The 23161-nt window shown below is 68.5% G+C and carries 21 protein-coding genes; 10 read left to right on the top strand and 11 right to left on the bottom strand.

From position 1 onward, the window contains the following. Positions 1-12 precede the first annotated feature (12 nt). Positions 13-390 (bottom strand): hypothetical protein, encoded by a 378-nt coding sequence (locus BM365_RS09355; protein WP_093488558.1) that lies wholly within the window; start codon positions 388-390, stop codon positions 13-15. Positions 391-410: 20 nt separating this feature from the next. After that, positions 411-1436, bottom strand: a complete 1026-nt coding sequence (locus tag BM365_RS09350) for a DUF2272 domain-containing protein (RefSeq protein WP_139227390.1) — start codon at positions 1434-1436, stop codon at positions 411-413. A gap of 160 nt (positions 1437-1596) precedes the next feature. Between BM365_RS09350 and BM365_RS09345 the strand changes: the two genes are divergently transcribed. From BM365_RS09345 to BM365_RS09325, 5 genes are all read left to right on the top strand, one after another. Next, positions 1597-2574: a polysaccharide deacetylase family protein gene (locus tag BM365_RS09345; RefSeq protein ID WP_093488554.1), complete on the top strand. Its 978-nt coding sequence runs from the start codon at positions 1597-1599 to the stop codon at positions 2572-2574. A gap of 101 nt (positions 2575-2675) precedes the next feature. Further along, the gene (locus BM365_RS09340; protein ID WP_093488552.1) at positions 2676-2909 is read left to right on the top strand and encodes a hypothetical protein; all 234 of its coding nucleotides are present in this window, start codon (positions 2676-2678) and stop codon (positions 2907-2909) included. Between the two features lie 91 nt (positions 2910-3000). Beyond that, on the top strand, positions 3001-3396 hold the full coding sequence (locus BM365_RS09335; RefSeq protein WP_093488550.1) for a DUF1801 domain-containing protein: 396 nt from the start codon (positions 3001-3003) through the stop codon (positions 3394-3396). Positions 3397-3477: 81 nt separating this feature from the next. Then, positions 3478-4605: an alpha/beta fold hydrolase gene (locus BM365_RS09330; RefSeq protein ID WP_093488548.1), complete on the top strand. Its 1128-nt coding sequence runs from the start codon at positions 3478-3480 to the stop codon at positions 4603-4605. A 95-nt stretch (positions 4606-4700) separates the two neighbouring features. Then, positions 4701-6416 (top strand): sensor domain-containing diguanylate cyclase, encoded by a 1716-nt coding sequence (locus tag BM365_RS09325; RefSeq protein WP_093488546.1) that lies wholly within the window; start codon positions 4701-4703, stop codon positions 6414-6416. Between the two features lie 10 nt (positions 6417-6426). Here the strand turns inward: BM365_RS09325 and BM365_RS09320 are convergent, their stop codons facing one another. After that, on the bottom strand, positions 6427-7206 hold the full coding sequence (locus BM365_RS09320) for a LytR/AlgR family response regulator transcription factor (protein ID WP_093488544.1): 780 nt from the start codon (positions 7204-7206) through the stop codon (positions 6427-6429). Continuing rightward, positions 7203-8309 carry a sensor histidine kinase gene (locus BM365_RS09315; RefSeq protein ID WP_093488542.1) on the bottom strand — a complete coding sequence of 369 codons (1107 nt, stop codon included), beginning with the start codon at positions 8307-8309 and terminating at the stop codon, positions 7203-7205. The genes BM365_RS09320 and BM365_RS09315 overlap by 4 nt, the downstream gene beginning before the upstream one ends. A 202-nt stretch (positions 8310-8511) precedes the next feature. Here BM365_RS09315 and BM365_RS09310 point away from each other — a divergent pair, with 202 nt between their 5' ends. Beyond that, on the top strand, positions 8512-8907 hold the full coding sequence (locus tag BM365_RS09310; RefSeq protein WP_093488540.1) for a hypothetical protein: 396 nt from the start codon (positions 8512-8514) through the stop codon (positions 8905-8907). A gap of 7 nt (positions 8908-8914) precedes the next feature. On the opposite strand, the gene BM365_RS09305 is transcribed toward BM365_RS09310, so the two are convergent. Both BM365_RS09305 and BM365_RS09300 read right to left on the bottom strand, forming a co-directional pair. Continuing rightward, a complete protein-coding gene (locus tag BM365_RS09305; RefSeq protein ID WP_254772672.1) occupies positions 8915-11644 on the bottom strand; it encodes a bifunctional diguanylate cyclase/phosphodiesterase in 2730 nt (909 codons plus the stop codon). A 201-nt stretch (positions 11645-11845) separates the two neighbouring features. Further along, entirely contained in the window at positions 11846-12655 is an 810-nt protein-coding gene (locus tag BM365_RS09300) for a CHAD domain-containing protein (RefSeq protein ID WP_093488538.1), read from the bottom strand. Positions 12656-12810: 155 nt separating this feature from the next. On the opposite strand from BM365_RS09300, the gene BM365_RS09295 reads away from it, so the two are divergent. Next, the gene (locus BM365_RS09295; protein WP_093488536.1) at positions 12811-13083 is read left to right on the top strand and encodes a hypothetical protein; all 273 of its coding nucleotides are present in this window, start codon (positions 12811-12813) and stop codon (positions 13081-13083) included. Positions 13084-13168: 85 nt separating this feature from the next. Next, entirely contained in the window at positions 13169-14164 is a 996-nt protein-coding gene (locus BM365_RS09290) for an alpha/beta hydrolase family protein (RefSeq protein ID WP_093488534.1), read from the top strand. A 1-nt stretch (position 14165) separates the two neighbouring features. On the opposite strand, the gene BM365_RS09285 is transcribed toward BM365_RS09290, so the two are convergent. The 3 genes from BM365_RS09285 to BM365_RS09275 form a co-directional block, all read right to left on the bottom strand. Next, on the bottom strand, positions 14166-14516 hold the full coding sequence (locus tag BM365_RS09285; protein WP_093488532.1) for a VOC family protein: 351 nt from the start codon (positions 14514-14516) through the stop codon (positions 14166-14168). A gap of 70 nt (positions 14517-14586) precedes the next feature. After that, positions 14587-15297 (bottom strand): helix-turn-helix domain-containing protein, encoded by a 711-nt coding sequence (locus BM365_RS09280; protein WP_093488530.1) that lies wholly within the window; start codon positions 15295-15297, stop codon positions 14587-14589. Between the two features lie 12 nt (positions 15298-15309). Further along, a complete protein-coding gene (locus tag BM365_RS09275) occupies positions 15310-16278 on the bottom strand; it encodes a LysR family transcriptional regulator (protein WP_093488528.1) in 969 nt (322 codons plus the stop codon). A gap of 110 nt (positions 16279-16388) precedes the next feature. Between BM365_RS09275 and aceB the strand changes: the two genes are divergently transcribed. Together aceB and aceA are read left to right on the top strand one after the other, a co-directional pair. After that, positions 16389-18020 carry a malate synthase A gene (gene aceB / locus BM365_RS09270; protein ID WP_093488526.1) on the top strand — a complete coding sequence of 544 codons (1632 nt, stop codon included), beginning with the start codon at positions 16389-16391 and terminating at the stop codon, positions 18018-18020. 42 nt (positions 18021-18062) lie between these two features. After that, positions 18063-19397, top strand: a complete 1335-nt coding sequence (gene aceA / locus BM365_RS09265) for an isocitrate lyase (RefSeq protein ID WP_093488524.1) — start codon at positions 18063-18065, stop codon at positions 19395-19397. Between the two features lie 85 nt (positions 19398-19482). Here aceA and BM365_RS09260 read toward each other — a convergent pair whose 3' ends face one another. Both BM365_RS09260 and BM365_RS09255 read right to left on the bottom strand, forming a co-directional pair. Beyond that, positions 19483-21543, bottom strand: a complete 2061-nt coding sequence (locus BM365_RS09260; RefSeq protein ID WP_093488522.1) for an alpha/beta hydrolase family protein — start codon at positions 21541-21543, stop codon at positions 19483-19485. A gap of 109 nt (positions 21544-21652) precedes the next feature. Further along, positions 21653-23158, bottom strand: a complete 1506-nt coding sequence (locus tag BM365_RS09255) for a YifB family Mg chelatase-like AAA ATPase (protein ID WP_093488520.1) — start codon at positions 23156-23158, stop codon at positions 21653-21655. Between the last annotated feature and the right edge of the window lie 3 nt (positions 23159-23161).

Genomic DNA, 23161 nt, shown 5'->3' with positions numbered 1-23161 from the left:
CACCTCCCGCGCTTATGGGGCGCGATGCAGCCCGTGCTCGGCCTGCTCGCAGACCACCAGGGTGTGCGGCTCGGACACCGTGCCGGTCGCCCGGACGCGGTCGCCGGCCTTCAGGGCCTGCACCTCGTCCGGGGGCGGCGCCTTGCACAGGTTCCAGCGTGCCGGCAGATGCACGTCGACGTTGCCGGCCGGTGTGGCCAGCGTGACCACCGCGCTGCCGTCGTAGGTCCACGGCGTGATGTCGACGGTGGCGACCTGGCCTTCGACCGTGGCCTGCTGGCCCACGGTCCACCTCGGTGCGGTCGGTGTGGTGGCGCACGCCGCCAGCGATACGCAGGCGGCGAGGATGGCGGTGAGGCGGACGGTCGATGCGGTGGGGCGTGGCTTCATCGAGGACTCCGGGATGCGGCTCAGGGATTCGTGGTGGGCTCGCTGGTGGCGGGTGCGTCGGCCGGGCATCGCGGCACGCCCGAACCGATCACGCAGTTCACGCAGCACGACGGCCGTTCCGGCGACGCCTCGGGCGCGTCCTGCACCGGCGGCAGATACCCCGGGAGTTTGGCAAGTTCCGCGGGCGATTTGAGACGCAGGATCGCCGCCCAGTCCTGGCGATTCATGTTGCAGGCAGCTTCGTTGTCCGGCGCGCACAGCGTGCCGTCGCCGATCCGCAGCGGCAGCCCACCCCAGAATTCGCCATTGCGGTTCAACGGCAGCATCCGCATCGTCACGCTCTGCTGCACGTTGCCGCCGATCGCGTACGCGGTGCTGTCGTTGTTCGGATTCACCGCCACGACGATGTCGCAGTGCATGTCGAGCGAGCCGCCACTGCGCAGCAGCGGCACCAGTCCTTCATGGCCGAACAGGCGGCTGTACTGGCGCACGTAGCAGATCAGGTCGCCCACCGCCGGCTTGGCGTGGGCCACGTCGATCACGTCGAAGGCGTTCGTCGCCGGCTGCTGGTAGGCGGCCTGCACGTAAGTGAAGTGGCGACTGGAACCGCGGAAACCCGGCACCCTGGCTTCGCGCATCACCCAGGAGATGAAGGCGGCCGACCACGGGGTGTCCACCACGAAGCCGCGGCAGGCTTCGGCCTGCGGGCCGGTCGCCGAGGCATACAGGCAGTCGGTCGCGCCGCGGCGGTGGCCGATCGCGCCGAGCAGGCCGCTGTCGCGCCAATAGCGCACCACGCGCTGCCAGGCACGGTCGTCGCCGATCGACAACAGCGACGACTCCGCTTCCATCATCGGCGCGTTCGCCAGCTTGCCTTCACGGTCGATGAAGGGGCGATACCACGTCAGGTGCTCGCGGCAAGCCACCGCGGCGATGCGGGTGGCGACATCGGACGGCGTCTGCTGGGCCAGCTGCGGGCAGGGGTCGGCCGCACGCGCGGCGAAGGAAGACAGCAGCAACAGGGGCAGCAACAGCCATGCACGCATCAGCAAGTCCTTCGGGGTCTGTGGTCTTTCTTACGCATCATGCCGCATGGGCAGGACAGGACTTCGTCACGCGGTCTGAAGGTCTGGCATTGGTCGGGTCGTTGCCGGGTGTCCTGCAGGCTGGATAAGCTCGCGGCTCTTCTTACGGACGTTCCTGCCGATGCGGCCATTGCTGCGCACGTTGTCTGCCCTCTTCCTGTTCGCATCGGCGCTGGCAGCGCAGGCGGCCGAGCCGGATCGCCGCATCGCCATCACCATCGACGATCTGCCGTGGCAGCGCATGGACAAGACGCCGGCCGCGGAGGTGCAGGCGCGCCATGCGCAACTGATGGCGCAGCTCAAGCAGGCCGGTGTGCCGGTGGTGGGTTTCGTCAACGAAGGCAAGCTGGAGATCGACGGCCAGGTGCAGCCGACGCGCGTGGCGATGCTGGACGACTGGCTCGACGGTGGCTTCGAACTCGGCAACCACACGCACGGCCATGTCGATCTGCACGCCGTCGGGTTGCCCGCGTTCCAGCAGGAGGTGCTCGATGGCGAGCGCGTACTGCGTCCGCTGCTCGCGAAGCGCGGACAGGTGCCGCGCTGGTTCCGCCACCCCTACCTGCGCGCCGGGCGCACGCCGGAAGAGCGCGCCGCCCTGTCCACGTTCCTGCGCGAGCACGGCTACCGCATCGCGCCGGTGACCGTGGACAACGGCGAATGGGTCTGGGCCTTCGCCTATGCGAACGTGCTCGACGGCCAGCCCGATACGCCCGAGCGCGCCGCCACGCTGGAGCGGCTGAAGCGCGGCTACATTCCCTACATGCTCAACAAGGTCGACTACTACGAACGGCAGTCGCAGGCGTTGCTGGGCTACGCGCTGCCGCAGGTCTGGCTGCTGCACGCCAACGAGCTCAACGCGGTCGCCTACGCGGAGCTCGTGGCTGGCGTGCAGCGACGCGGCTACCGCGTGGTGACGCTGGACGAGGCGATGCGCGACCCCGCCTACGCGCGCGGCGAGGACGGCTACAACGGCCGCTACGGCCCCAGCTGGTTGCATCGCTGGGCGATGGCGGAGAAGAAGCCGAAGGACTTCTACGCCGGCGAGCCGGTGGTGCCGGGCTGGGTGCTGCAGCTGGCGGGCGTGGAATCGGAGTAACTGGCCCGGGGGGGCCTGTTTCCGCGTTGGTTGGAATGGACCAGGGTAGGACGGACCGCATGCCAGGCATGGGCGCGACGTGATCGAGCCGGAGAGAGTGCATGCAGAAGAAAGTGGACCTGTCGACCTGCCAGGGACATCTGGTGGAAGTGGTGATCGAGCGGCCCGACGACCAGCAGCCCTGGTCGCTGGCGGTGCGCGTGCGCAACGCGCAGAGCAGCGCGTGGAGCGCACCCTGGCGCGAGGGCGAGCCGCACCACTTCACCTGCCACGATGCGCTTGCCGCCGGCAAGCAGCAGGCAATGCGGATGATCGCGGAGGCGGCTCCCGAGTGACCAGGCGGCGGTTCGCTGGCCGGACTTTCGTTTCGGCGCGGTGTAACGTCCCTCCGGCGCCGATGCGTGCGCGCCTTATCCGGGGCCAACGATGCCTGTGAAGAAGTCCGCTGCCCCCGCCGATGTCGGGGCGTTCCTCGTCGCGCTGGCGCATCCGCAGGACGCCACCATCCAGCGGCTGCGCGCCACGGTCCGCGCCGCCGATCCACGTATCGCCGAAGACATCAAGTGGAATGCCCCGAGCTTCCACGTGGAAGGTCGGCACTTCGCCACGATGCAACTGCGGAAGGCGGACAGCGTGCTGTTGGTGCTGCATCTCGGCGCGGGCAAGCGCGCGCTGCCGAAGGACGCGATCGCGGATCCGGAAGGGCTGTTGACCTGGCTGGGCGCCGATCGGGCGACGCTGTCGTTCGCCGGTCCGGATGAAGTGAAGCGCCGCGAGAGCGTCCTGCAAGGCGTGTTGCGGCAGTGGGTGGCGCACGTCTGATCGCCGTTAGGGACGAACGACACGGTCGTCCTCGCGCGACTTCGCCGACAATCGAAGGCACACCGCTTGACGGAGATGAGGATGAAACATGCATTCGCCGCGGGCCTGCTCGCGCTGTTGCCGATGGGCGCGCTGGCGCAGGAGGCCTGCCCGGATCGCTCGGCCTACGCGCCGGCCCGTGAGATCATCGCCGACCTGGGCCGCATCAGCGCACCGACCGGCGTGCAGGAAGCCTATGCCGCTGAGATCGGCGGCATTCGTCAGTGGGTGAACGTGCGCGGCCAGGACCGAGAGAATCCGATGGTCCTGTTCGTGCATGGGGGGCCTGCGTCGCCGGTCATCCCGACGCTGTGGCAGTTCCAGCGCCCGCTTGAGGAGTACTTCACGGTCGTGAACTACGACCAGCGCGGCGCCGGCAAGACGCTCACGCTGAATCCTGAAGCCGCTGTCGCCGACACCCTGCACATCCAGCGCTACGTGGATGATGCGATCGCGCTCGCCGAATACCTTCGTACCCGCTACCACAAGCGCAAGCTGGTGCTGATGGGGCATAGCTGGGGCACCGTCGTGGCGATGCACGCCGCGCTGCAGCGGCCCGACCTCTTCCATGCCTATGTCGGCATCGGGCAGGTCATCAACGTGCGCACCAATGAGCGGGTCAGCTTCGACTACGGCCTGCGTACGGCGCGCGCCCGCGGCAACGCCGAGGCCGTGCGCGAGATGGAGTCGATCGCTCCGTATCCCGGCGACCAGCCCATCACCCGCGAGCGCATCGTCATCGCCCGCAAGTGGCCGCAGTTCTACGGCGGACTGACCGCATACCGCGACAGCTCGAACTATTTCTTCCAGGGCCCTCGCCTGTCGCCCGACTACGACGATGCCGCGCGCTGCGCGATCAACGCCGGCAGCGTGTTCACGCTGGGACGGCTGCTGGACGAGTTCCTGCAGGTCGACTTCACCGGCGTGAAGCGCTTCCCCATTCCGGTGGTGATGTTCATGGGCCGGCACGATTACACCACGCCGTCCGAGCCGACCGCGGCGTGGCTGGCCCAAGTGCAGGCACCCTACAAGCGCGGCGTGTGGTTCGAGCACTCCGCGCACATGATGCCGTGGGAGGAGCCGGGCAAGACCCTGGCCAGCCTGCTGGAGCATGTGCGTCCGCGGGTTGTGGCCGCCGAGGCGCGCGACACCGGGGCGACCACGCCCTGACCAGGCGCGAATCAGGGCAAGTGAGGCGCAGAATTCTGCGCCGAAATAGTGGATAGTGCGCCGCAGTATCCGGACCGTCCCGCCGCCGCACCCGCATGCCCGACCCTGTCCCGTCCGCCGGCCACGCCCCGCGTCCCCCCTCGCTGAGACGACAGTTCGCACGTGCCGTCGTGCTGGCGGCGCTGCTGCCGGCGGCCGTGCTCGGCATCGTCGAGCAAGTGCGCTCCTACCGGGCAGAGCAGCGGCACTTGGGTGAGCGCCTGGAAGTGAGCACGATGCTCAGTGCCACGGCGGTGAACGATTTCGTCGACATGCACCAGGCCGGTGTGGCGCTGGTGGCGTCGATGAGCGGCAAGGACACCGACTGGCCGGCGCAACTGGCGGAACTGCGCCGGCGCTATCCCGGTTTCAGTAGCGTGCTGGTCACCGATGCGCTGGGCAACGTCCAGGCGTCGCAGCCGGTGCCGCCGCGTGCGCCGGCCATCAATGTGGCCGACCGCGAGTATTTCCGGACGCCTCGCGACAGCGGTGCGCCGTTCGTCTCCGATGCGTTCCGCGGCCGCCGCCTGAGCAACGATCCGCTTGTTGCCGTTTCGGCGCCGTGGCGGGCGGATGGCGCCTTCGCGGGCGTGGTGCAGGGCTCCATCCGCGTCGATGCGTTCACCGGTCCCCGCGTCACGGCCATGCGCCGACGCGGCGTGGAGATGTTGCTGCTCGATCGCGAAATGCGTGTGATCCGTGCGACCGAGGGATTGCAGTACCGCTTTCAGCAACCGCTCGCGGGCACGCCGTTGCTGGCCGGTGCGGGGCAAGGCGCACGCGAGACGGAATCGCGCAGGCTGCATGGCGTGATGGCGGACGGGCGCGCGGCCTGGGTCTCGCAGGCGAAGCTGACGTCCGGCTGGACGCTCGTGCTGGTGGTGCCGGACGACATGTTGGTGAGCACGGTACGCAGCCGCGCATTGGCGACGGCAGGCCTGCTGGTGCTGATCGCCGCCGGCGTGTGGTTCGCCTACGCGTGGCAGATGCGGCGCCTCGACGGTGCGCTCGCGCAGCTGTCCGACGCGTTGCACGCGCTGGCCGTGCACCGGCGCCCCAGCACGACGGCGCCGCTGCCGGAAGAGTTCGAACCGGTGGGTCGCGCGGTCGGCGAACTGGCCGACCAGCTGGAAGTGGCGCACGAGGACCTGCAGCGCTCGTTGGCCGACCAGAGTGCGCTGGCGTTGTCGCTGCAGCGCACGCTGGAACGCCGCGAGCAGGAGATCGACCGCCGCACCGCCGAACTCCGCCAGGCCAATGCCGAACTGGACCGGCTCAACCGCACCGATCCGCTGACCGGCTGCCTCAACCGACGCGGCCTTCAGCACAAGCTGTCGCTGGTCAGCGACGAAGCCGGGCAGCTCACGGTGGACATGACCGTCATCGCGATCGACGTGGACCACTTCAAGGCTTACAACGACCGCTACGGCCATGCGGCCGGCGACAGTGCGTTGCGGCGCGTGGCCGGCGTCGTCGGCGGCCTGCTGCGGCACCCGCAGGACGCGGTGGCGCGCATGGGTGGTGAGGAATTCCTGGTGGTGCTGCCGGATACCGATGCCGCGGTCTCCGCGCGCGTGGCCGAGCGCGTCCGCGCCGCCGTGCACGCGTTGGGCATTCCGCACGACGACTCGCCATGGGGCGTGGTGACGGTGAGCATCGGCTGGGTGCGCACCGCGCCCGGCGAGGACTATGCCCAGGCCTTCCTGATCGCGGATGAAGCGCTGTACCGCGCGAAGCACGCCGGTCGCAACCGGGTGGAAACCGAAGAGTAACTGGCGCGCGTCACGTTGTCGGTCGTGGCCCCACCAGCTTCAGGAAGGCTTCGTGCTGGTAACGGCTCATGCGCAGCTGCTGTCCGGTGTCCAGGGTGATGACGTGGTGGCCGTTGAACCACGGCTGGATGTCGCGGATCCGGCGCACGTTGACGATGGCGGAGCGGTGCACGCGGGCGAAGTGGCGCGGGTCCAGCCGTGCGGCCAGTGCGGCCATCGTCTCGCGCAGCTCATGCACGCGGCCAGCCAGATGCAGCAGCACCGTGTTGCCGTTGGCGCGGATCCAGACGATGTCGTCCACGTCCACCAATACGACCTTCTCTTCTTCGCGCACGGGGATTCGGGTGGCGTAGTCGTCGCGCTGGCGCAGCGTTTCCAGCGTCTGCAGGATGCGCGCGGTGGCGTCGGCATCGGCGCCTTCGCGCACGGTCAGCCGTTGGCGCGCGCGACGCAGGGTTTCCTGGAAGCGTTCACGGCTGAAGGGTTTGACCAGATAATCCACCGCATGCGCTTCGAAGGCGCGTACCGCGTAGTGTTCGTAGGCGGTGACGAAGATCGTCGCCGGCATGCGCGCGGCCCCGATCGTGGCGACCACGTCCAGGCCGGTGATTGCCGGCATCTGGATGTCGAGGAACACGAGGTCCGGCGACAGCGCACGGATCGACTCCACCGCGGACACGCCGTCGCCGCATTCGCCGACGATCTCCAGGTCCTCCGCGTCGCGCAGATGGCGGACAACCGCGTGCCGCGCGATCGGCTCATCGTCGACCACCAGCACGCGCAGGCTCACGCCGGTACGTGCTCCGGCGCATCATCGTCCTGTTCGAGCTCTCGGAACGGCACGCGCAGGCGGCAGGCGACACCGCGCGGGACCATCGCGTCCAGGCGCAGGTCGGCGTTGTCGCCATAGAGCTCGCGCAGGCGCAGTCGCGTGTTCGCCATCCCGATGCCATGCCCACCATCACTGGGCTGGCCCAGCGTGCTGTTGCCATTGCGCACTTCGATCAGCAGTTGCCCGCCCTCGCGGCGGCAGTCGATCTCGACGCGGTCCTCGCCGACGTTGCGGCCGATGCCGTGACGGATCGCGTTCTCGACCAGCGGTTGCAGCACCAGGCTGGGCACCGCGGCGTCGAGCGTGTCCGGTGCCACGTAGATACGGGTTTCCAGGCGGTCCTTGAAGCGCCGGCGCTGGATGCCGAGGTAGAGTTCGAGCAATTCCAGTTCGCGCCGCAGCGAGATCTCCTGGCCGTCGTAGTCTTCCAGGAACGCACGCAGCAGCTCGCTCAGCTTCAGCAGCATGTCTTCCGCCGACAGGGTGTCCTCGTCCAGCAGGGTGACGATGGCGTGCAGCGTGTTGAACAGGAAGTGCGGCTGCAACTGGGTCTTGAGGACCTGCAGGCGCGATTGCGCGAGTTCGGTGGCGAGTTGGCTTGCCTCCAGTTCGCGCCGGGCTTTCTCGGCGTGGAACTGGATGGCCTGCTGGATGGCGAACAGCAGCCAGTAGGTCAGCAGGCCGATGGCGAAGTGCTGCTCCAGGAAGTACCCCAGCTGCTCGAAGAAGCCGCTGGGTTCGAACAGTGTGGAAACCAATGCGCCGATCATCATCGCGACGAACGTCGTGCACAGGCTGGCCACCAGCTGCTTGCCTAGTCCGCGGAAGCGCATCGTGTCGCGTATCGGATAGCGCTCGGCCAGTCGGAACACGACCGGCGCCAGCGCCGCCCAGGTGTACCACTGGATCAAGGACCAGCGGATCAGATCCCAGAGCGGCCAGTTGGGACGGTGCAGGCCGTTGTTGAGTTTCGTCTGCAGGGTGAACAGCAGCGCGACCGCCGTCCACAGGCCCAGATAGCGGAACAGGCCGATCTCGATGGTGCCCAGTCGGATCTTCATGCGTGGCGTCCCGGAAGGTGGGGGCATCCTAGGCCGGGGTTCCGCGCGTGGGAAGCGTCACGCGCGCATGGCTACGATTCGGCCCGGCGCAACGACGATTCATCCCGAATCCGTTGCCGGCATGGCGCGGGCGGCGCGAGATGCGGCCATCCGCCGAGCCCGCGAGGCTTCCGGCGGATCCCCTTCCCAACGGAGATTCGCCATGCGCCCCCTGTCGATCCGCTTCGCCCTCGTCGCCGCTTTGTTGCCCGCCGCCGCCATCGCCCACGCCGAGGACGTGTCGCGCGTGCACTACCTGGACATCGTCAACCGCGCCCACGAGCGCCTGGTCGCGATGTCGGCCGCGCCCGTCGGCGGCGAGCCGGTGGCCGTCGCCCTCGGCGAGGACCTGCAGGGCGGTGGCAATGCGGCCACCGTGCGCCTGCCGGTGCAGGCCTGCGTGCAGGACTTGAAGTTGGCGTTCGGCAACGGCCAGCAAGTGCTGTATCCGTCGGTGGACGTGTGCGCGCATCGCGGGCTCACGATCCTGCCCGGGCACGCTCGCCGGATGACGGCGGAGGAACTGCAGAAGCAGCAGCGCGTCGCGCGCGGGGATTGAGCGCGCGTCAGCGGACCACGCTGAGCCGGCGCGGCGGATGCTCGTCGCGCTGGTACAGCACGCGTTCGGGCCGGTGCAGCGCGAAGCCCTGGCCGTAGTCCACGCCCAGCGAGCGCAGCGATTCGCACAGCTGCGGGCTGCTGACCCACTCGGCGACGACCTTCAAGCCGCGCTGATGGCCGATCTGGGCGATGGCGCTGACGATGGTGCGGCTCATCGGTTCGGTTTCGAGGTCGCGGATGAAGCTGCCGTCGATCTTGATCAGGTCGACCGGCAGGTTCTTCAGGTAGCCGAACGAGGACATGCCCGCGCCGAAATCGTCCAGTGCGATGCGGCAGCCGGCGCGACGCAGGCGTTCGATGACGTTGACGACCTTCAGCAGGTTGCGCACCGCGACGGTCTCGGTGATCTCGAAGCACAGCGTGTGCGCGGGCACGGCGTACTCGGTGATGCGGGCCAGGATGAAATCCGCCAAGCCGTCGTCCTCGATGCTCGCGCCGGACAGGTTGATCGCGCAGGTGCCCAGGCGCATGCCGGAGTGGTGCAGCTGCGCGAAGTGCGCCAATGCGTTGCGGATCACCCAGCGATCGATCGCCGGCATCAGGCCGTAGCGCTCGGCGGCCGGCAGGAACGCGCCGGGCAGCACCACGCCGCCATCCTCGTCGCGCAGGCGCAGCAGCAATTCGATGCTGGTGGCGGTGTCGCTGCCGTCGAGCGGCACGATCTCCTGGTAGTCCAGCAGCAGGCGGTCCTGTTCCACCGCCCAGCGCAGGCGGCTGGCCCATTCCATCTCGCCTTGGCGGCGCGTGGTCTCGTTGTCCTGGCGGTAGACGTGCACGCGGTTGCGGCCGTTCTCCTTGGCCAGGTAGCAAGCGGTGTCCGCCCATGCCAGCAGGTCCTTCAGGGTCGGTTCCTGCTGATCGACGACGACCACGCCGATGCTTGCGCTGACGGTGTAGGTGCGGTCCTGCCAGACGAACATCAGCGCTTCGATGCACTCGCGCAGGCGCTCGGCCAGCGCATGCGCGCCCTCGGCGTCCACATGGAAGGCCATCAGGCCGAACTCGTCGCCGCCCAGCCGTGCCAGCACGTCGCCGCCGCGCAGCTGGTGGCGCATCGCCAGCGCGAGTTGGGCGAGCAATTGATCGCCCGCCATGTGGCCGGAGACGTCGTTGATGAGCTTGAACTGGTCCAGGTCGATGTAGAGCAGCGCGCACGGGTCTGTCTGCACGCGGCCCTTGCGCTCGTGCAGCGCTTCTTCCACGCGGCGTTCGAACTCGCGGCGGTTGCACAGTTCGGTGAGCGCATCGTGCGTGGCCTGGTAGCTCAGGCGCTCGGTCAGTTCGCGCTGCTCGGAAATGTCGGTGGCGACCATCAGCAGGTGAGCCTGGCCTTCCATGTCCACTTGCGAAATCGATGCGCTGGCCCAGAAGGCATCGCCGCCGGGGCTGAGCAACACGGCTTCCAGGTTGCCCCAGTCGGTGCCGATGGCATCGGCGTCGCGTGCGCGGTGCTGTAGCTGCGGATCGGAGAACAGCGCCGACAGCGGCAGCCCGGTGGGGTCGCCCAGGCGCAGGCGCGCGGCCTGGTTGGCGTAGACGATCCGCCCATCGCGCGCGTGGGCCAGCAGGACCAGCGCGGGCAGCAGTTCGTTGAGCGTGCGGAAACGCAGCTCGCTTTCGCGGAAGCGCGCGCTCATCTGCGCGCCCAAAGCGACGGCCCGACCCCGCGTGGTGGTGAGCGACCACACCAGTGCCGACAGCAACAGGCTGATGACGCCGCCACCGACGAGGATGGCCTGCAGTCGGCCGAGGTCCAGCGGCTGCGGACGCGGCAGCAGTTCCACGCGCCACTGGCGGCCGCCGAAGTCCATGCGGCGCACTTGCGACGGCAATCCCGCTTCCACCTCGCTGCCGGCGTCGTAGAACGGATGCGCATCCGCGGTGGCATCGCTGATGCGCACCCGGAAGGCGTCCAGCACAGGACCGGCCAGCGCGCTCTCCACCATCGGCTCCAACCGGATGCCGATCGCCAGCGCGCCCAGTTCGCGCGCACGGCGCTGGTTGGGCGTGGTCGGCGTCGGCCCATGCGAATACACCGGCAGACGCAGGGTCACGCCGAGCGGGTTGTGGCCGGCGGGCGTGGTCTGGCGCAGCGCGAACGGGGCGGAGATCACCACCGTGTCGGTGTCGCGGGCCTGGAGCAGGGCCGACAGGTTCGCCTTCTGGGTGACCATGTCGAAGCCGATCAGCGCCGTATTCGCCTCATACGGCGCGACGTAGGCATAGCGATACGAGACGTGATCGGCCAGCGGTTGACCGGCCGGCTCGCGGCGCGCGAACGCGATCGACGTATAGGAGCCCGGTTGCAGCGGGCTGCGCAGGCTGGCGTGATACTGGCTGAAGCGGGTCTGGTCCATCTGGTCGTTGGACAGGAACACCGTCTGCATCGCGCGCAGCATCGAGGCGGCCTGTTCCAGCGGCACGCGCAGGCGGGCGATGCCGGTGTCGGCCAGTGCGCGGCGATGCTCCTCGGCGCGATCCTGCAGGTCGTCCCATTCGCGGTGCGCCACGAACGCCGTGCACAGCAGGCCTGCCAGCAGAACGGCCGCTGCCCACGCCATCGGCGGCAGGCCGAGGCGGCGGTCGGGCGTCCCCGGTGTCGCCGCGTTGGCGTGCCCGGGGGGCGTGGGGGTGGCTTCCACCAGCGGCATTCCTGCGTTGAAGGGGACGGCCATCCAGGACGGCGCCGATCCCGGTGAAGGGGATGCAGGCATCGTGCCAATCCGCCGAGGTATCGAAAGCACGGACGTGTGGGGCATGCCCCACACGTCGGTCCTTCACCGGACGGAAATCGGATGGACCGTATGGGTCACTATCGGCCCTGCCTGCGCCATCTTGACCACGACGCTTGCTTCATCGCGTTTACGTAAAGCGGGTTACGCGAGAGGATGTATCGGAGACGGGCGGACCATGCGCCTTCGCGTGGCGACCGGCCAGGCACGCACCTGCGGCGCAGGCTCCAGTGCGGTCAGCGACCGCTGCAGCAAGGCGAGGTCCTGCAGGGCGCCGAGCTGGTCGACGAGTCCGGCGATGTCGCGCGACGCGACCGCCACGCCGTGCATGGACACCCGTAGCCGCTTCAACGCGTTCAGCTGCATGCGAAGGCGACGCGACTTGCGGCGCAGGTCGTGGAGATCATCGAGGTCGCCGCTGGCCAGCGCGATCTCCTGGGTCCGTTGCTGGCGGCGCAGCGAGCGTGCCAGGCCGTGGCGCAGATCGTCGGCACGGAGACGGTGCCACGGCAGCGCGCGCAGCCGTTCCGCCTGACGATGCGCCTGCGCTTGCCGCTGCATGAAGCCCGGATCGTCGGCGAGCGCGTCGGCCACGCGGTGTTCCTGCTGGTGGGCCAGCAGGGGCGCGAGCGCGTCCCAGCTCGCCGCCTCGTCCGCGCTGGCGGCGTGACGTGCGCAATCGTGGGCCGTATCCAGTACGACCTGGCCGTCGCGCAACGCGGACAAGCCCTTCGCGAGGACCTTCAGTGCGGCATCGACCGGCTGCACGTCGGACTTTCCGAGGGCGGGACGTACCAGGGAGAGGAGCGAGCGCAGTCGGCGGATGCTCTTGCGGGCCTCATGCACACCCGCCGCGGTTGCCGGCGCCGCGGCCAAGGCCTCGGCCAGCACCTGGATCTCGTCGGCGGCGAGCGCGGCCACGCGCTTGCCGGTTCGGGAAGAGACTCCGGGCATCGGCACGCTCCGGGAAGGGGAGTCGAGAGTCTACGGCGTCCGGCTGTGCCCGCCGCCGCGACATCGCTGAACGGACCGCCGCCGGTCGGAAAACGAACGCTTGGCGTGGGTGTCGCAAAAAGGTATAAATAATTTATACGATTTTTGGGGGCGCCATGGTCAAGCAGAAGAAGTCGCGCGATGCGGCGCCGATGGAAAGCCTGAGCAAGCCCGCCAAGCTGGTCCGCGACAGCTTCACGATGCCGGCCGACGATTTCGCGCTGGTGGACGTGATGAAGGCGCGCGCGCTGCAGGCGCAGCGGCCGGCGAAGAAAAGCGAGCTGCTGCGCGCGGGCTTGCATGCGCTGTCCGCGCTGTCGCCGCAGGCCCTGGTCAAGGCGCTGGATGCGCTGGCGCCGGTCAAGGCCGGACGCCCGAAGAAGAAATAGACGCCGCGTCCGCGCGGCGAAACCCGACCGTCTTGCGCATGCGCCCCACGGCGCGTGCGGTTGCCCTGTCCCGGATGTGTTGCCGATGAACGTTGCCGCTGTCCTTCGCCGTCGCCGCGTGGCGATCCTGCTGTCTCTACTGCTGCTGGCGCCGGTGCTGGTGGCGTGGTCGCACGTGCACACGCGTGGCGATGCCGTCGTCCAGGCGCAGGCGGGCTATCGCGTGCAGGACCTGGACTGGGTGGATCCCGCGCGCGGACGGGCGGTGCCGGTGAAACTGTTCTGGCCCGACAACGCACGCCGCGGCAAGGTGCCGCTGGTGGTGTTTTCGCACGGCATCGGCAGCGCGCGCGACGGCTACACGTACCTGGGGCGCTACTGGGCGAAGCACGGCATCGCCAGCCTCCACGTGCAGCATGTCGGCAGCGACCGCACGCTGTGGGAAGGCAACCCCTTCACGCTGGTATCCCGCTTCCAGCACGCGGCGGGCGACGCCGAAGCCATCGATCGCGTCCGTGATCAGCGCTTCGCCCTCGATCGCGTGCTGGCAGGCGAATGGGGCGCGAGCATCGATCCCGCGCGGATCGTCGCGGCCGGGCATTCGTACGGCGCCAACACCACGCTGATGTCCGCCGGCGCGCGAGTGATGCGCCATGGGCAGACGATCCAGCTACGCGATCCGCGCATCCGTGCGGCGATCGTGATCTCCGCGCCGCCGTTCTATGGCGACCAGGATTTCCGCCCGATCCTGTCGGGCATCACCGTCCCCACGCTGCACGTCACCACGGCCGACGACATCATCCGCATTCCCGGCTTCGGATCCGGCGTGGACGACCGGCTCAAGGTGTTCGACGCGATCGGTGGCGCGCACAAGGTGCTGGCCGTCTACCGGCATGGCACCCACAACGTGTTCACCGATCATCGTTATTTCGATTCGCGCGAGGTCAGCGAGGAGGTGAAGCGGGCCACCGAATCGCTGTCGCTGGCCTTCATCGACGGCACGTTCGAGGGTTCGCCTGTCGAGCTCGCGCAGTGGCGTGCCAGCCACCGCGCGCTGCTGGCGCGCTACGAGACGCGTTGACTCAGTTCGCCGACCACACGGCCAGTTCGTAGCCGTCGGGATCGGTGAACTGGAAGCGCCGTCCGCCGGGGAAGGCGAAGATCGGCTTCGTGATGCGCCCACCGGCGGCTTCGACCTTCGCCAGGCTGTCTTCCAACGCCGCCGAATACAGCACGACCAGCGCGCCGCCCGGCTGCACCACGTCGTGGGTGAACCCACCGGTCAGCCGACCATCGCGGAACTCGCAATAGTCCGGGCCGTAGTCCTGGAACGTCCAGCCGAACGCGTCGCCATAGAACGCCTTCGAAGCGGCGATGGAGGCGACGTTGAACTCGATGTAGTCGATACGGTGGTGCTGGTCGGCGGTGCTCATGGCGGGTGTCCGTGAAGGAGGCCGTCAGTCTGGCCGAGTCCGTGCGCCCTGTCTTGGCGAAATCGGACAGTCAGTCCGCGACCTGCGCGATCAGTTGGGTAGGCGTGAGGCCGGTGAGTCGGCGCGCATCGCCCGCCAGCTGCGCGGCGTCGTAATAGCCCGCGTCGAGCGCGGCGTCCAGCAGGTTGGCGTGGTGGTGCCGATGCTGCAGGAAGCGTTGCAGCCGCAGGATGCGCGCCAGCAGCTTCGGTCCGTAGCCGAACGCCTCGTCGCACCGGCGCAGCAGGGTGCGTTCGGTGAGGCCGAGATCGCGCGCGAGCTGCGCGACCGAGTCGGGCTGCGAGCACGAGAGTCGCGCATGCACGGCCTGCATCGCGCGGTCGCGAGGCGGGGTGTCGATCAGGATCCGCTCGGCGAGCCAGGCCATCGCATCGTCCTCGCGCTCCGCCATGCGGTCGGCCAGTGCGCTCAGGCGTGGACGGCCGAGGTCGCGCAGGTCCACGCGCTGGTCGGCGAGGGCATGCAAGGGAACACCCATCCAGCGAGCGGCGGCGGTCGGCGCGAATCGCAGGCCCTGCAGCCATCGGCCCGGCGCAACATGCGCGTACTGCGCCTGCGTATCCGGTCCGGCGATGCTCAGGCGCGCGCCATCCCATAGCAGGTCCACGCAGGCATCCGGCAGGACCAGCGCGGGCGTGGCGTGCGCGCCCTGCACGTAGTCCCAGCGGCAGAGCAGGGGCAGGCCGGGGGCAAGGTCGTGTTGTTGGTAACGGCCGCTCATGGAGGCAAAGCGTCAGCGTTCGGAATGGCCGCTCTCATCGTAATCGCGGCGCTCGAACAGGTGGGGCTGGATCAGTTCGATGAAGGCGCGCGCCTGCGGCGAGAGGAACTTGCCCTTTCGCACCACCACGCCATAGCTGCGCGACGGAAACCATTGCGCCAGCGAGCGCGCGGCCAGTCGGTCGCGGTCGGCGTCGGTCAGGCAGATCGACGCGATGATCGAAATGCCCATGCCCATGCTGACGTACTGCTTGATCACCTCCCAGCCGCCCACTTCCAGCGCGACGGTGTAGGGCACGCGTGCCTGCTGGAACACCAGGTCCACCAGCCGGTAGGTGATCAGCCGTTTCGGCGGCAGGATCAGGCCATGGGGCGAGAGATCCTCCAGCCGCAGGTCGCGCTTCTTCGCCAGCGGATGGTCGGGCGGCGTGATCAGCATCGGCTCGAAGCGGTAGACCGGCGCGTAGCTGAGATCGGCGGGCACATCGAGCACGGAGCCCACCGCCAGATCCACGGCATCCGAGCGCAGCAGGTCGGTGCCGTCGGCGGTGGCGGCGTTGTGGAGGGTCAGCTTCACGTCCGGGTATTCCTGGCGGAAGTGCTCCACGATCTTCGGCAGCAGGTAAAGGATGGTCGAGCTGTTGGCCGCCACGTTCAGCTCGCCGGCTTCCAGCCCGCTGACTTTTTCCCGGAACGTCGCGTCCAGCCCGTCCAGCCCCGCCACCAGCGGTTGGGCCAGTTCGTACAGCACCTGGCCTTCCCGACTGGGGGTCAGCCGACGCCCGCTGCGCTCGAACAGGGTGATCCCCAGGTCCCGTTCCAGTGCCTGCAGTTGCAGGGTGATGGCGGGCTGGCTGACGAAAAGCGCTTCCGCAGCCCGCGACACCGACCCCAAACGGACCGTCTGGCAGAAGGCGCGCAGCGGCTTCAACCGGTCGGATTTGTAGGGAAATCGCGGCGTTGGCGCTTCTTTAGAGCTCACGTTCTAGTCAATTATAAGCCAGGCTTATTTAGTGCATTGACAAAACTGTTTTGTCAAATAATTCGACAAGGGAGCACTGTGCGTCTCCAGCAAGACGCCAGGAGACGCCCATGTCCGCCACCGCTTTCGCCCTGCCGCCGCGCGACCCGCGCGCCGACCGCCCCACCCCCGGCATCGCCTTGACCGCTAACGTGGCGGGCCAGGACGCCCTGCTGCCGCCCGGCGCGTTGGCCCTGCTCGTCTCGCTGCATCGTGCGATCGAACCGGAGCGTCAGGCCCGGTTGGCGGCCCGTCGGTCGCGACAGACCTTCTTCGATGCCGGCGGCCTGCCCGATTTCCGCGAGGACACCCGCGGCATCCGCGAGGGCGACTGGGCCGTCGCCCCGGTCCCGGCCGCCCTGCAGGACCGCCGGGTGGAGATCACCGGCCCGGTCGACCCGAAGATGGTCATCAACGCGCTGAACTCGGGCGCGAAGGTGTTCATGGCCGACTTCGAGGATTCCACCTCGCCGACCTGGCAGAACCTGCTGACCGGCCAGCGCGCGCTGGTCGGCGCCGTGCAGGGCGATCTGGAGTTCACCTCCGACGCCGGCAAGCACTACACGCTGAAGCCGCAGAACGAGCAGGCCGTGCTGCTGGTGCGCCCGCGCGGCTGGCACCTGGACGAAAAGCACGTGCTGATCGATGGCGCGCCGATCGCCGGCGGACTGTTCGACATCGCCGTGTTCGCCTGGCACAACGCCCGCGCGCTGCAGGCCCGCGACCGCGGCCCGTACTTCTACCTGCCCAAGCTGCAGAGCATGGAAGAGGCCGCGCTGTGGGAAACCACGCTGTCGCACATCGAAGCCGCACTGGGCCTGCCGCACGGGCAGATGAAGGTCACCGTGCTGATCGAAACGCTGCCGGCCGTGTTCGAGATGCACGAGATCCTGCACGCGCTGCGCGACCGCATCGTCGGCCTGAACTGCGGCCGCTGGGACTACATCTTTTCCTACCTGAAGACCTTCCGCCGCCACGCCGACAAGGTACTGCCCGAGCGCGGCCAGGTGACGATGACGCAGCCGTTCCTGAAGGCGTATTCGGAACTGCTGATCCAGACCTGCCATCGCCGCGGCGCCCATGCGATGGGTGGCATGGCGGCGCAGATCCCGATCAGCAACGACGAGGCCGCGAACGAACAGGCGCTGGCCCGCGTGCGCGCCGACAAGTTGCGCGAAGTCACCGCCGGGCACGACGGCACGTGGGTGGCGCACCCGGCGCTGATTCCGGTCGCGAAGACGATCTTCGACGAGCACATGCCGCAGCCGAACCAGCGCAGCGTGCAGCGCGAGGACGTGGCGGTCACGCGCGACGACCTGATCCGTCCGTCCACCGGCACCATCACGCGTGCCGGCTTCGAGGGCAACGTGGAAGTCTGCGTGCGCTACCTGGCCGCGTGGCTCGATGGCAACGGCTGCGTGCCGATCCATTGGCTGATGGAAGACGCCGCCACCGCCGAAATTTCGCGCACGCAGATCTGGCAGTGGCTGCACACCGCGGACGTGCACCTGTGCGACGGCACCCAGATCGATTACGCGCTGCTGCAGCGCACGCTGGCTGCCTTGCCCGCGAAGCTGGGCGACCACTCGCGACTGCCCGGCGGCGAACGCATCTCCGAAGCCATCGCGCTGCTCGACCACCTGAGCCGCGCCGACGAGCTGGCCGACTTCCTGACCTTGCCCGCGTACGACCGCATCGACTGATCCGCCCCCACCACGACGCCCCACGACGAAAGAGAGCCCGCCATGAGCACCAAGCAACAGCAGATCGACGCCATCCAGAAAGACTGGGACAGCAATCCGCGCTGGACCGGCGTGAAGCGCGACTACGCCGCCGCCGACGTCGTCCGCCTGCGCGGCAGCCTGCAGCCGGAATACACCCTGGCCCGCCGCGGCGCCGAGAGGCTGTGGAAGCTCGTCAACGGCGAAGCCAAGAAGGGCTACGTCAACGCGTTCGGCGCGATCAGCGCGGGCCAGGCGATGCAGCAGGCCAAGGCCGGCCTGGAAGCCGTCTACCTGTCCGGCTGGCAGGTGGCCGCCGACGGCAACACCTCCGAGACCATGTACCCCGACCAGTCCCTGTATGCGTACGACTCGGTGCCGACGATGGTTCGCCGCATCAACAACACGTTTCAGCGCGCCGACGAGATCCAGTGGAAGAACATCTGCGACGGCAAGGCGAACGAAGCCGACGCGATCGACTTCTTCCTGCCGATCGTCGCCGACGGCGAGGCCGGCTTCGGTGGCGTGCTGAACGCCTACGAGCTGATGAAGAACATGATCGTCGCCGGCGCCGCGGGCGTGCACTTCGAAGACCAGCTGGCCGCGGTGAAGAAGTGCGGGCACATGGGCGGCAAGGTACTGGTGCCCACGCAGGAAGCGGTGCAGAAGCTGCAGGCCGCGCGCCTGGCCGCCGACGTGCTGGGCGTGCCGACCATCGTGCTGGCGCGCACCGACGCCGAAGCCGCCAACCTGCTGACGTCGGATTTCGATGCCAACGACCAGCCCTTCGTCACCGGCCAGCGCACCGCGGAAGGCTTCTACCGGGTGAAGAACGGCCTGGAGCAGGCGATCAGCCGCGGCATCGCCTACGCGCCGTACGCCGATCTGGTGTGGTGCGAAACCGGCACGCCGGACATCGGCTTCGCCCGCGAGTTCGCCCAGGCCGTGCACGCCAAGCATCCGGGCAAGCTGCTGTCGTACAACTGCTCGCCCAGCTTCAACTGGAAGAAGAACCTGGACGATGCGCAGATCGCCCGCTTCCAGGACGAGCTGTCGGCGCTGGGCTACAAGTACCAGTTCATCACCCTGGCCGGCATCCACATCAACTGGTTCAACACCTTCAAGTTCGCGCACGACTATGCGCGCGGCGAGGGCATGAAGCATTACGTCGAGCAGGTGCAGGAAGCCGAGTTCGCCGCACGCGAGAAGGGCTACACCTTCGTTTCACACCAGCAGGAAGTGGGCGCCGGTTACTTCGACGACGTCACCACCGTCATCCAGGGCGGCAGCTCCAGCGTCACCGCGCTGAAGGGCTCCACCGAGGAAGAGCAGTTCTACGAAAAGGAAAAGGCAGCCTGATTGCCGCCCGCAGGGATGCATACGAAGAAACGCCGGCTTCCGCCGGCGTTTCTCGTTTCTGGCATGGACGCAAGAGGGAGCAGGCTTACTTCTTCACTTCCTGCATGTGGCCCTTCAGCGCGTCGGTCAGGCCCGGTACGCCGTTGGCGCCCGTCGGCACGCTGATGCTCGAACCGGTGAAGTCCTTGCCGATCGGTTCGGCGCGCCCGCCCAGGCATTGGGCGAGGAAGCCCTCGGTCACGGCGTTGAACGCCTTGTTGTTCTCCGGCCGCGCGAAGCCATGGCCTTCGTCGGGGAACAGCACGTAGGTCACCGGAATGTTCTTGGCCTGCATCGCCTTGACGATCTGGTCGCTCTCGGCCTGCTTCACGCGCGGGTCGTTCGCGCCTTGGCCGATCAGCAGCGGCTTCTTGATCTGGTCGGCACGGGTCAGCGGCGAGCGTTCGGTCAGCCACGCCTTGCCGGCGTCGGTGCGCGGGTCGCCCATGCGCTTGGCGAGCTGCTCGAAGAAACTGGCCCAATACGGAGGCACGGTGCTGAGCAAGGTGTTGAGGTTGGACGGGCCGACGATGTCCACGCCGCAAGCGAACGCGTCCGGCGTGAACGTCAAGCCGGCCAGCGTGGCGTAACCGCCGTAGCTACCACCCATGATCGCGACCTGGTCCTGCGTGGTCACGCCCTGCTTGACCGCCCACTGCACGGCGTCGATCAGGTCGTCGTGCATCTTGCCGGCCCACTCGCCGTTGCCGGCGTTGGTGAAGGCCTTGCCGAAGCCGGTGGAGCCACGGAAGTTGACCGACAGCACCGCGTAACCGCGGTTAGCCAGCCACTGGTTGTAGCCGCCGTAGCCATAGGAATCGCGCGCCCACGGGCCTCCGTGGACCAGCAGCACCAGCGGCACCGGCGCATCGGCCTTACCGTCGTTGTTCGCATCGGCGCTGCGTGGCAGGGTCAAGTAGCTGACCAGCGTCTTGTTGTCGCGCGAAGCGATTTCCACCGGCCATTGCGGCACCAGCGGCTTGCCTTCCAGTTTCGGGCGCGCGGAGAACAGCTTGGTCAGCGTGCCGGCCGGACGGTCGTAGCGGTAATAGACCAGCGGCGCTTCAGCGGCGGAATAGGCGACGATCCAGGTCTTATCGTCCAGCGTGCGCGTGTTGACGGACACGTCGCCCGGGCCGATGGCTTCCAGTTTCTCCAGGTCGGCACGGATCGACGGATCGACCACCTTCCACTCGTCGCGCAGGTAGTCCACCGACACGGCCTGGACCTTGCCGGTGGCCGGATCCGCCAGGCTGCCGCCGACATCCGCGCGTGCATCTTCCAGCACCAGCGTGCGCTTGCCGCTGGCCACGTCCACCGCGAACAGCGCGGCGGTATTGCGGCCGCGCGAATCGGTGAAGTACAGCGTCTTGCCATCCAGCGTCAGGCCGCCGGGGCTGGTGGTCAGGACGTCTTCGAACGGGATGTCGTCGAACTTCTCCCAGCCGCCGTTGGCACCGCGCTTCAGCACGTCGGCGCCGCCGTCGGGACGCGAGCGCTGGGCGTACTTGAGGGTGTAGTCGGCATCGGCGATGTAGCCGGCGATCTGCGCGTCGTTCTTCTCCAGCAGCGTGCGCGTGCCACTGGCGAGGTCAACCTTGTAGACATCGTGCCACTGCGCATCGCGATCGTTCATGCCGACCAGGATCGTGCCAGGGTGCTTCGGGCTCAGGCCGGCGACCTGCGCGGTGGTCTTCGGGAAGGGCGTGAGGTCTTTCGCCTGCCCGGTCTTCAGGTCGACGGCATACAGGTGGAAATCCTCGTCGCCGCCGCTGTCGCGGAGATACAGCAGCGTGTCGGGGTTGTAAGACCAGAAATAACTGCGGATACCGCGCGCCTTATCCTGGGTGACGGCCTTGGCCTGCGCAGGATTGTTCGCGGGAGCGACCCAGACGTTGAGCACGCCGTCGACGGCGGCGACCCAGCTGAGGTACTTGCCGTCGGGACTGAGCTGCACGTTGGCGCGTTCGGGATTGCCGAACAGCGCGTCACGCGCGATCAGCTCGGTACCCGCGATGCGGTCGGCGGCGGACGGCGCCGCCTGCGCCGCGAGGGCGAACGCGACGGTCGAGGCCAATAGCGTGAGGCGGAATGCAGTGTGGCGCATGGGTGGACTCCAGGGTGGCAAGGAGGAAGGGACAGCGGACAGGACGTCCGCAGGCGCAATGTGTGACCCGAGTAGATCACACCCCTCCTTCCTCCGCCGTGGCCGGAGGTCATGTTGCGCTGCCGCGATCCAATCCCCGGTAGCCCAGGGCTTCGGTCAGGTGTGCCGTGCCGATGGCCTCGCTGTCGGCGAGGTCGGCGATCGTGCGCGCCACCCGCAGGATGCGGTGCAGACTGCGCGCGGATAGTTGCAGGCGTTCGACGGCGCGCTCCAGCAAGGCCTGGTCACGGGCCTGCAGGCGGCAGTGCGCCATCGTCTCCGCCTGGCCCATTCGTGCATTCGGTTTCCCGCAACGGCCCAGTTGCCGCGTGCGAGCGTCGACCACGCGCGCCTGCACGGCCGCCGTGCTCTCGCCATCGGGCGCATCGGGTCGCAGATCCTGGGGTGGAAGGCGCGGCACGTGGACATGCAGGTCGATGCGATCCAGCAACGGACCCGACACGCGGCTTCGATAGCGACGCACCAAGTCCGGCCCGCAGCGGCAGCGACCGCTGGGATCGCCTGCCCATCCGCACGGGCACGGATTCATCGCAGCGACCAACTGGAACCGCGCGGGAAACTCCGCGGTCCGCGCGGCACGCGAGACGGTGACGGAGCCCGATTCCAGTGGCTCGCGCAGCACCTCGAGTGCGGCGCGATTCCATTCCGGGAGTTCGTCGAGAAAGAGGACGCCGTGGTGCGCCAGCGAGATCTCGCCAGGACGAGGTTGCGCACCGCCGCCGACCAGTGCCACCGCACTGGCGGTGTGATGGGGCGAACGATAGGGGCGCTGGCGCCAGCGTGCCGGGTCCAGGCCACGGCCGCTGACCGACGCGATGGCGGCGGCTTCCATCGCTTCGGTGTCGCTGGCTTCGGGTAGCAGGCCGGGCAGGCGCGAGGCCAGCAGGGTCTTGCCGCAGCCCGGGGAGCCGATCAGCAGCAGGTGGTGGCCGCCCGCCGCGGCGACTTCGAGCGCGCGTCGCGCGTGCGCTTGGCCACGCACGTCCGCCATGTCGGGGGTGGTCGCGGGAAGCGCTGGCGGTGCCACGGCGTCGGGCAGGGTTTTCCGGCCTTCGAGCTGCGCGCAGACCTCGAGCAGGGTGCGTGCGGTCAGTGCTCGGCCCTGCTGTGCCAGCGCCGCTTCGGCACCGCTGGGTTCCGGTACGACCAGGGTGCGCCCACACGCGGCGACCGCCAACGCGGCGGGCAGCACGCCGTCCACCGCACGCAGTTCGCCGGTCAGGCTGAGCTCGCCGAGGAATTCGTAGTCCGCCAAGGCCTCCCGCCGGATCTGCCCGCTGGCGGCGAGGATGCCGAGCGCGATCGGGAGGTCGAAACGCCCGCCGTCCTTCGGGAGATCCGCCGGGGCGAGGTTGACAGTGATGCGCCGCGTCGGGAATTCGAACTGCGCGCACAGGATGGCGGCACGCACGCGGTCCCGCGCCTCGCGCACGGCGGCTTCGGGCAGGCCGACGATCTGCGTGGACGGCAATCCGCCGGACAGGTGGACTTCGACACGCACCGGGGGCGCGGACACGCCCGCCCGTGCCCGGCTGTGCACCAGGGCCAGACTCATGGC

The organism is Pseudoxanthomonas sp. YR558, assembly GCF_900116385.1.
Lineage (GTDB): Bacteria > Pseudomonadota > Gammaproteobacteria > Xanthomonadales > Xanthomonadaceae > Pseudoxanthomonas_A.
This window is presented reverse-complemented; position numbering and strand designations above follow the sequence as displayed.

Coding starts and splice junctions, on each gene's coding strand:
- BM365_RS09300 (WP_093488538.1), bottom strand. CDS start 12,655: ATGCCCGGAGTCTCTTCCCGAACCGGCAAGCGCGTGGCCGCGCTCGCC.
- BM365_RS09255 (WP_093488520.1), bottom strand. CDS start 23,158: ATGAGTCTGGCCCTGGTGCACAGCCGGGCACGGGCGGGCGTGTCCGCG.
- BM365_RS09350 (WP_139227390.1), bottom strand. CDS start 1,436: ATGCGTGCATGGCTGTTGCTGCCCCTGTTGCTGCTGTCTTCCTTCGCC.
- BM365_RS09305 (WP_254772672.1), bottom strand. CDS start 11,644: ATGGCCGTCCCCTTCAACGCAGGAATGCCGCTGGTGGAAGCCACCCCC.
- aceA (WP_093488524.1), top strand. CDS start 18,063: ATGAGCACCAAGCAACAGCAGATCGACGCCATCCAGAAAGACTGGGAC.
- BM365_RS09260 (WP_093488522.1), bottom strand. CDS start 21,543: ATGCGCCACACTGCATTCCGCCTCACGCTATTGGCCTCGACCGTCGCG.
- BM365_RS09340 (WP_093488552.1), top strand. CDS start 2,676: ATGCAGAAGAAAGTGGACCTGTCGACCTGCCAGGGACATCTGGTGGAA.
- BM365_RS09330 (WP_093488548.1), top strand. CDS start 3,478: ATGAAACATGCATTCGCCGCGGGCCTGCTCGCGCTGTTGCCGATGGGC.
- BM365_RS09280 (WP_093488530.1), bottom strand. CDS start 15,297: ATGAGCGGCCGTTACCAACAACACGACCTTGCCCCCGGCCTGCCCCTG.
- BM365_RS09355 (WP_093488558.1), bottom strand. CDS start 390: ATGAAGCCACGCCCCACCGCATCGACCGTCCGCCTCACCGCCATCCTC.
- BM365_RS09290 (WP_093488534.1), top strand. CDS start 13,169: ATGAACGTTGCCGCTGTCCTTCGCCGTCGCCGCGTGGCGATCCTGCTG.
- BM365_RS09335 (WP_093488550.1), top strand. CDS start 3,001: ATGCCTGTGAAGAAGTCCGCTGCCCCCGCCGATGTCGGGGCGTTCCTC.
- BM365_RS09345 (WP_093488554.1), top strand. CDS start 1,597: ATGCGGCCATTGCTGCGCACGTTGTCTGCCCTCTTCCTGTTCGCATCG.
- BM365_RS09315 (WP_093488542.1), bottom strand. CDS start 8,309: ATGAAGATCCGACTGGGCACCATCGAGATCGGCCTGTTCCGCTATCTG.
- BM365_RS09325 (WP_093488546.1), top strand. CDS start 4,701: ATGCCCGACCCTGTCCCGTCCGCCGGCCACGCCCCGCGTCCCCCCTCG.
- BM365_RS09295 (WP_093488536.1), top strand. CDS start 12,811: ATGGTCAAGCAGAAGAAGTCGCGCGATGCGGCGCCGATGGAAAGCCTG.
- BM365_RS09310 (WP_093488540.1), top strand. CDS start 8,512: ATGCGCCCCCTGTCGATCCGCTTCGCCCTCGTCGCCGCTTTGTTGCCC.
- aceB (WP_093488526.1), top strand. CDS start 16,389: ATGTCCGCCACCGCTTTCGCCCTGCCGCCGCGCGACCCGCGCGCCGAC.
- BM365_RS09285 (WP_093488532.1), bottom strand. CDS start 14,516: ATGAGCACCGCCGACCAGCACCACCGTATCGACTACATCGAGTTCAAC.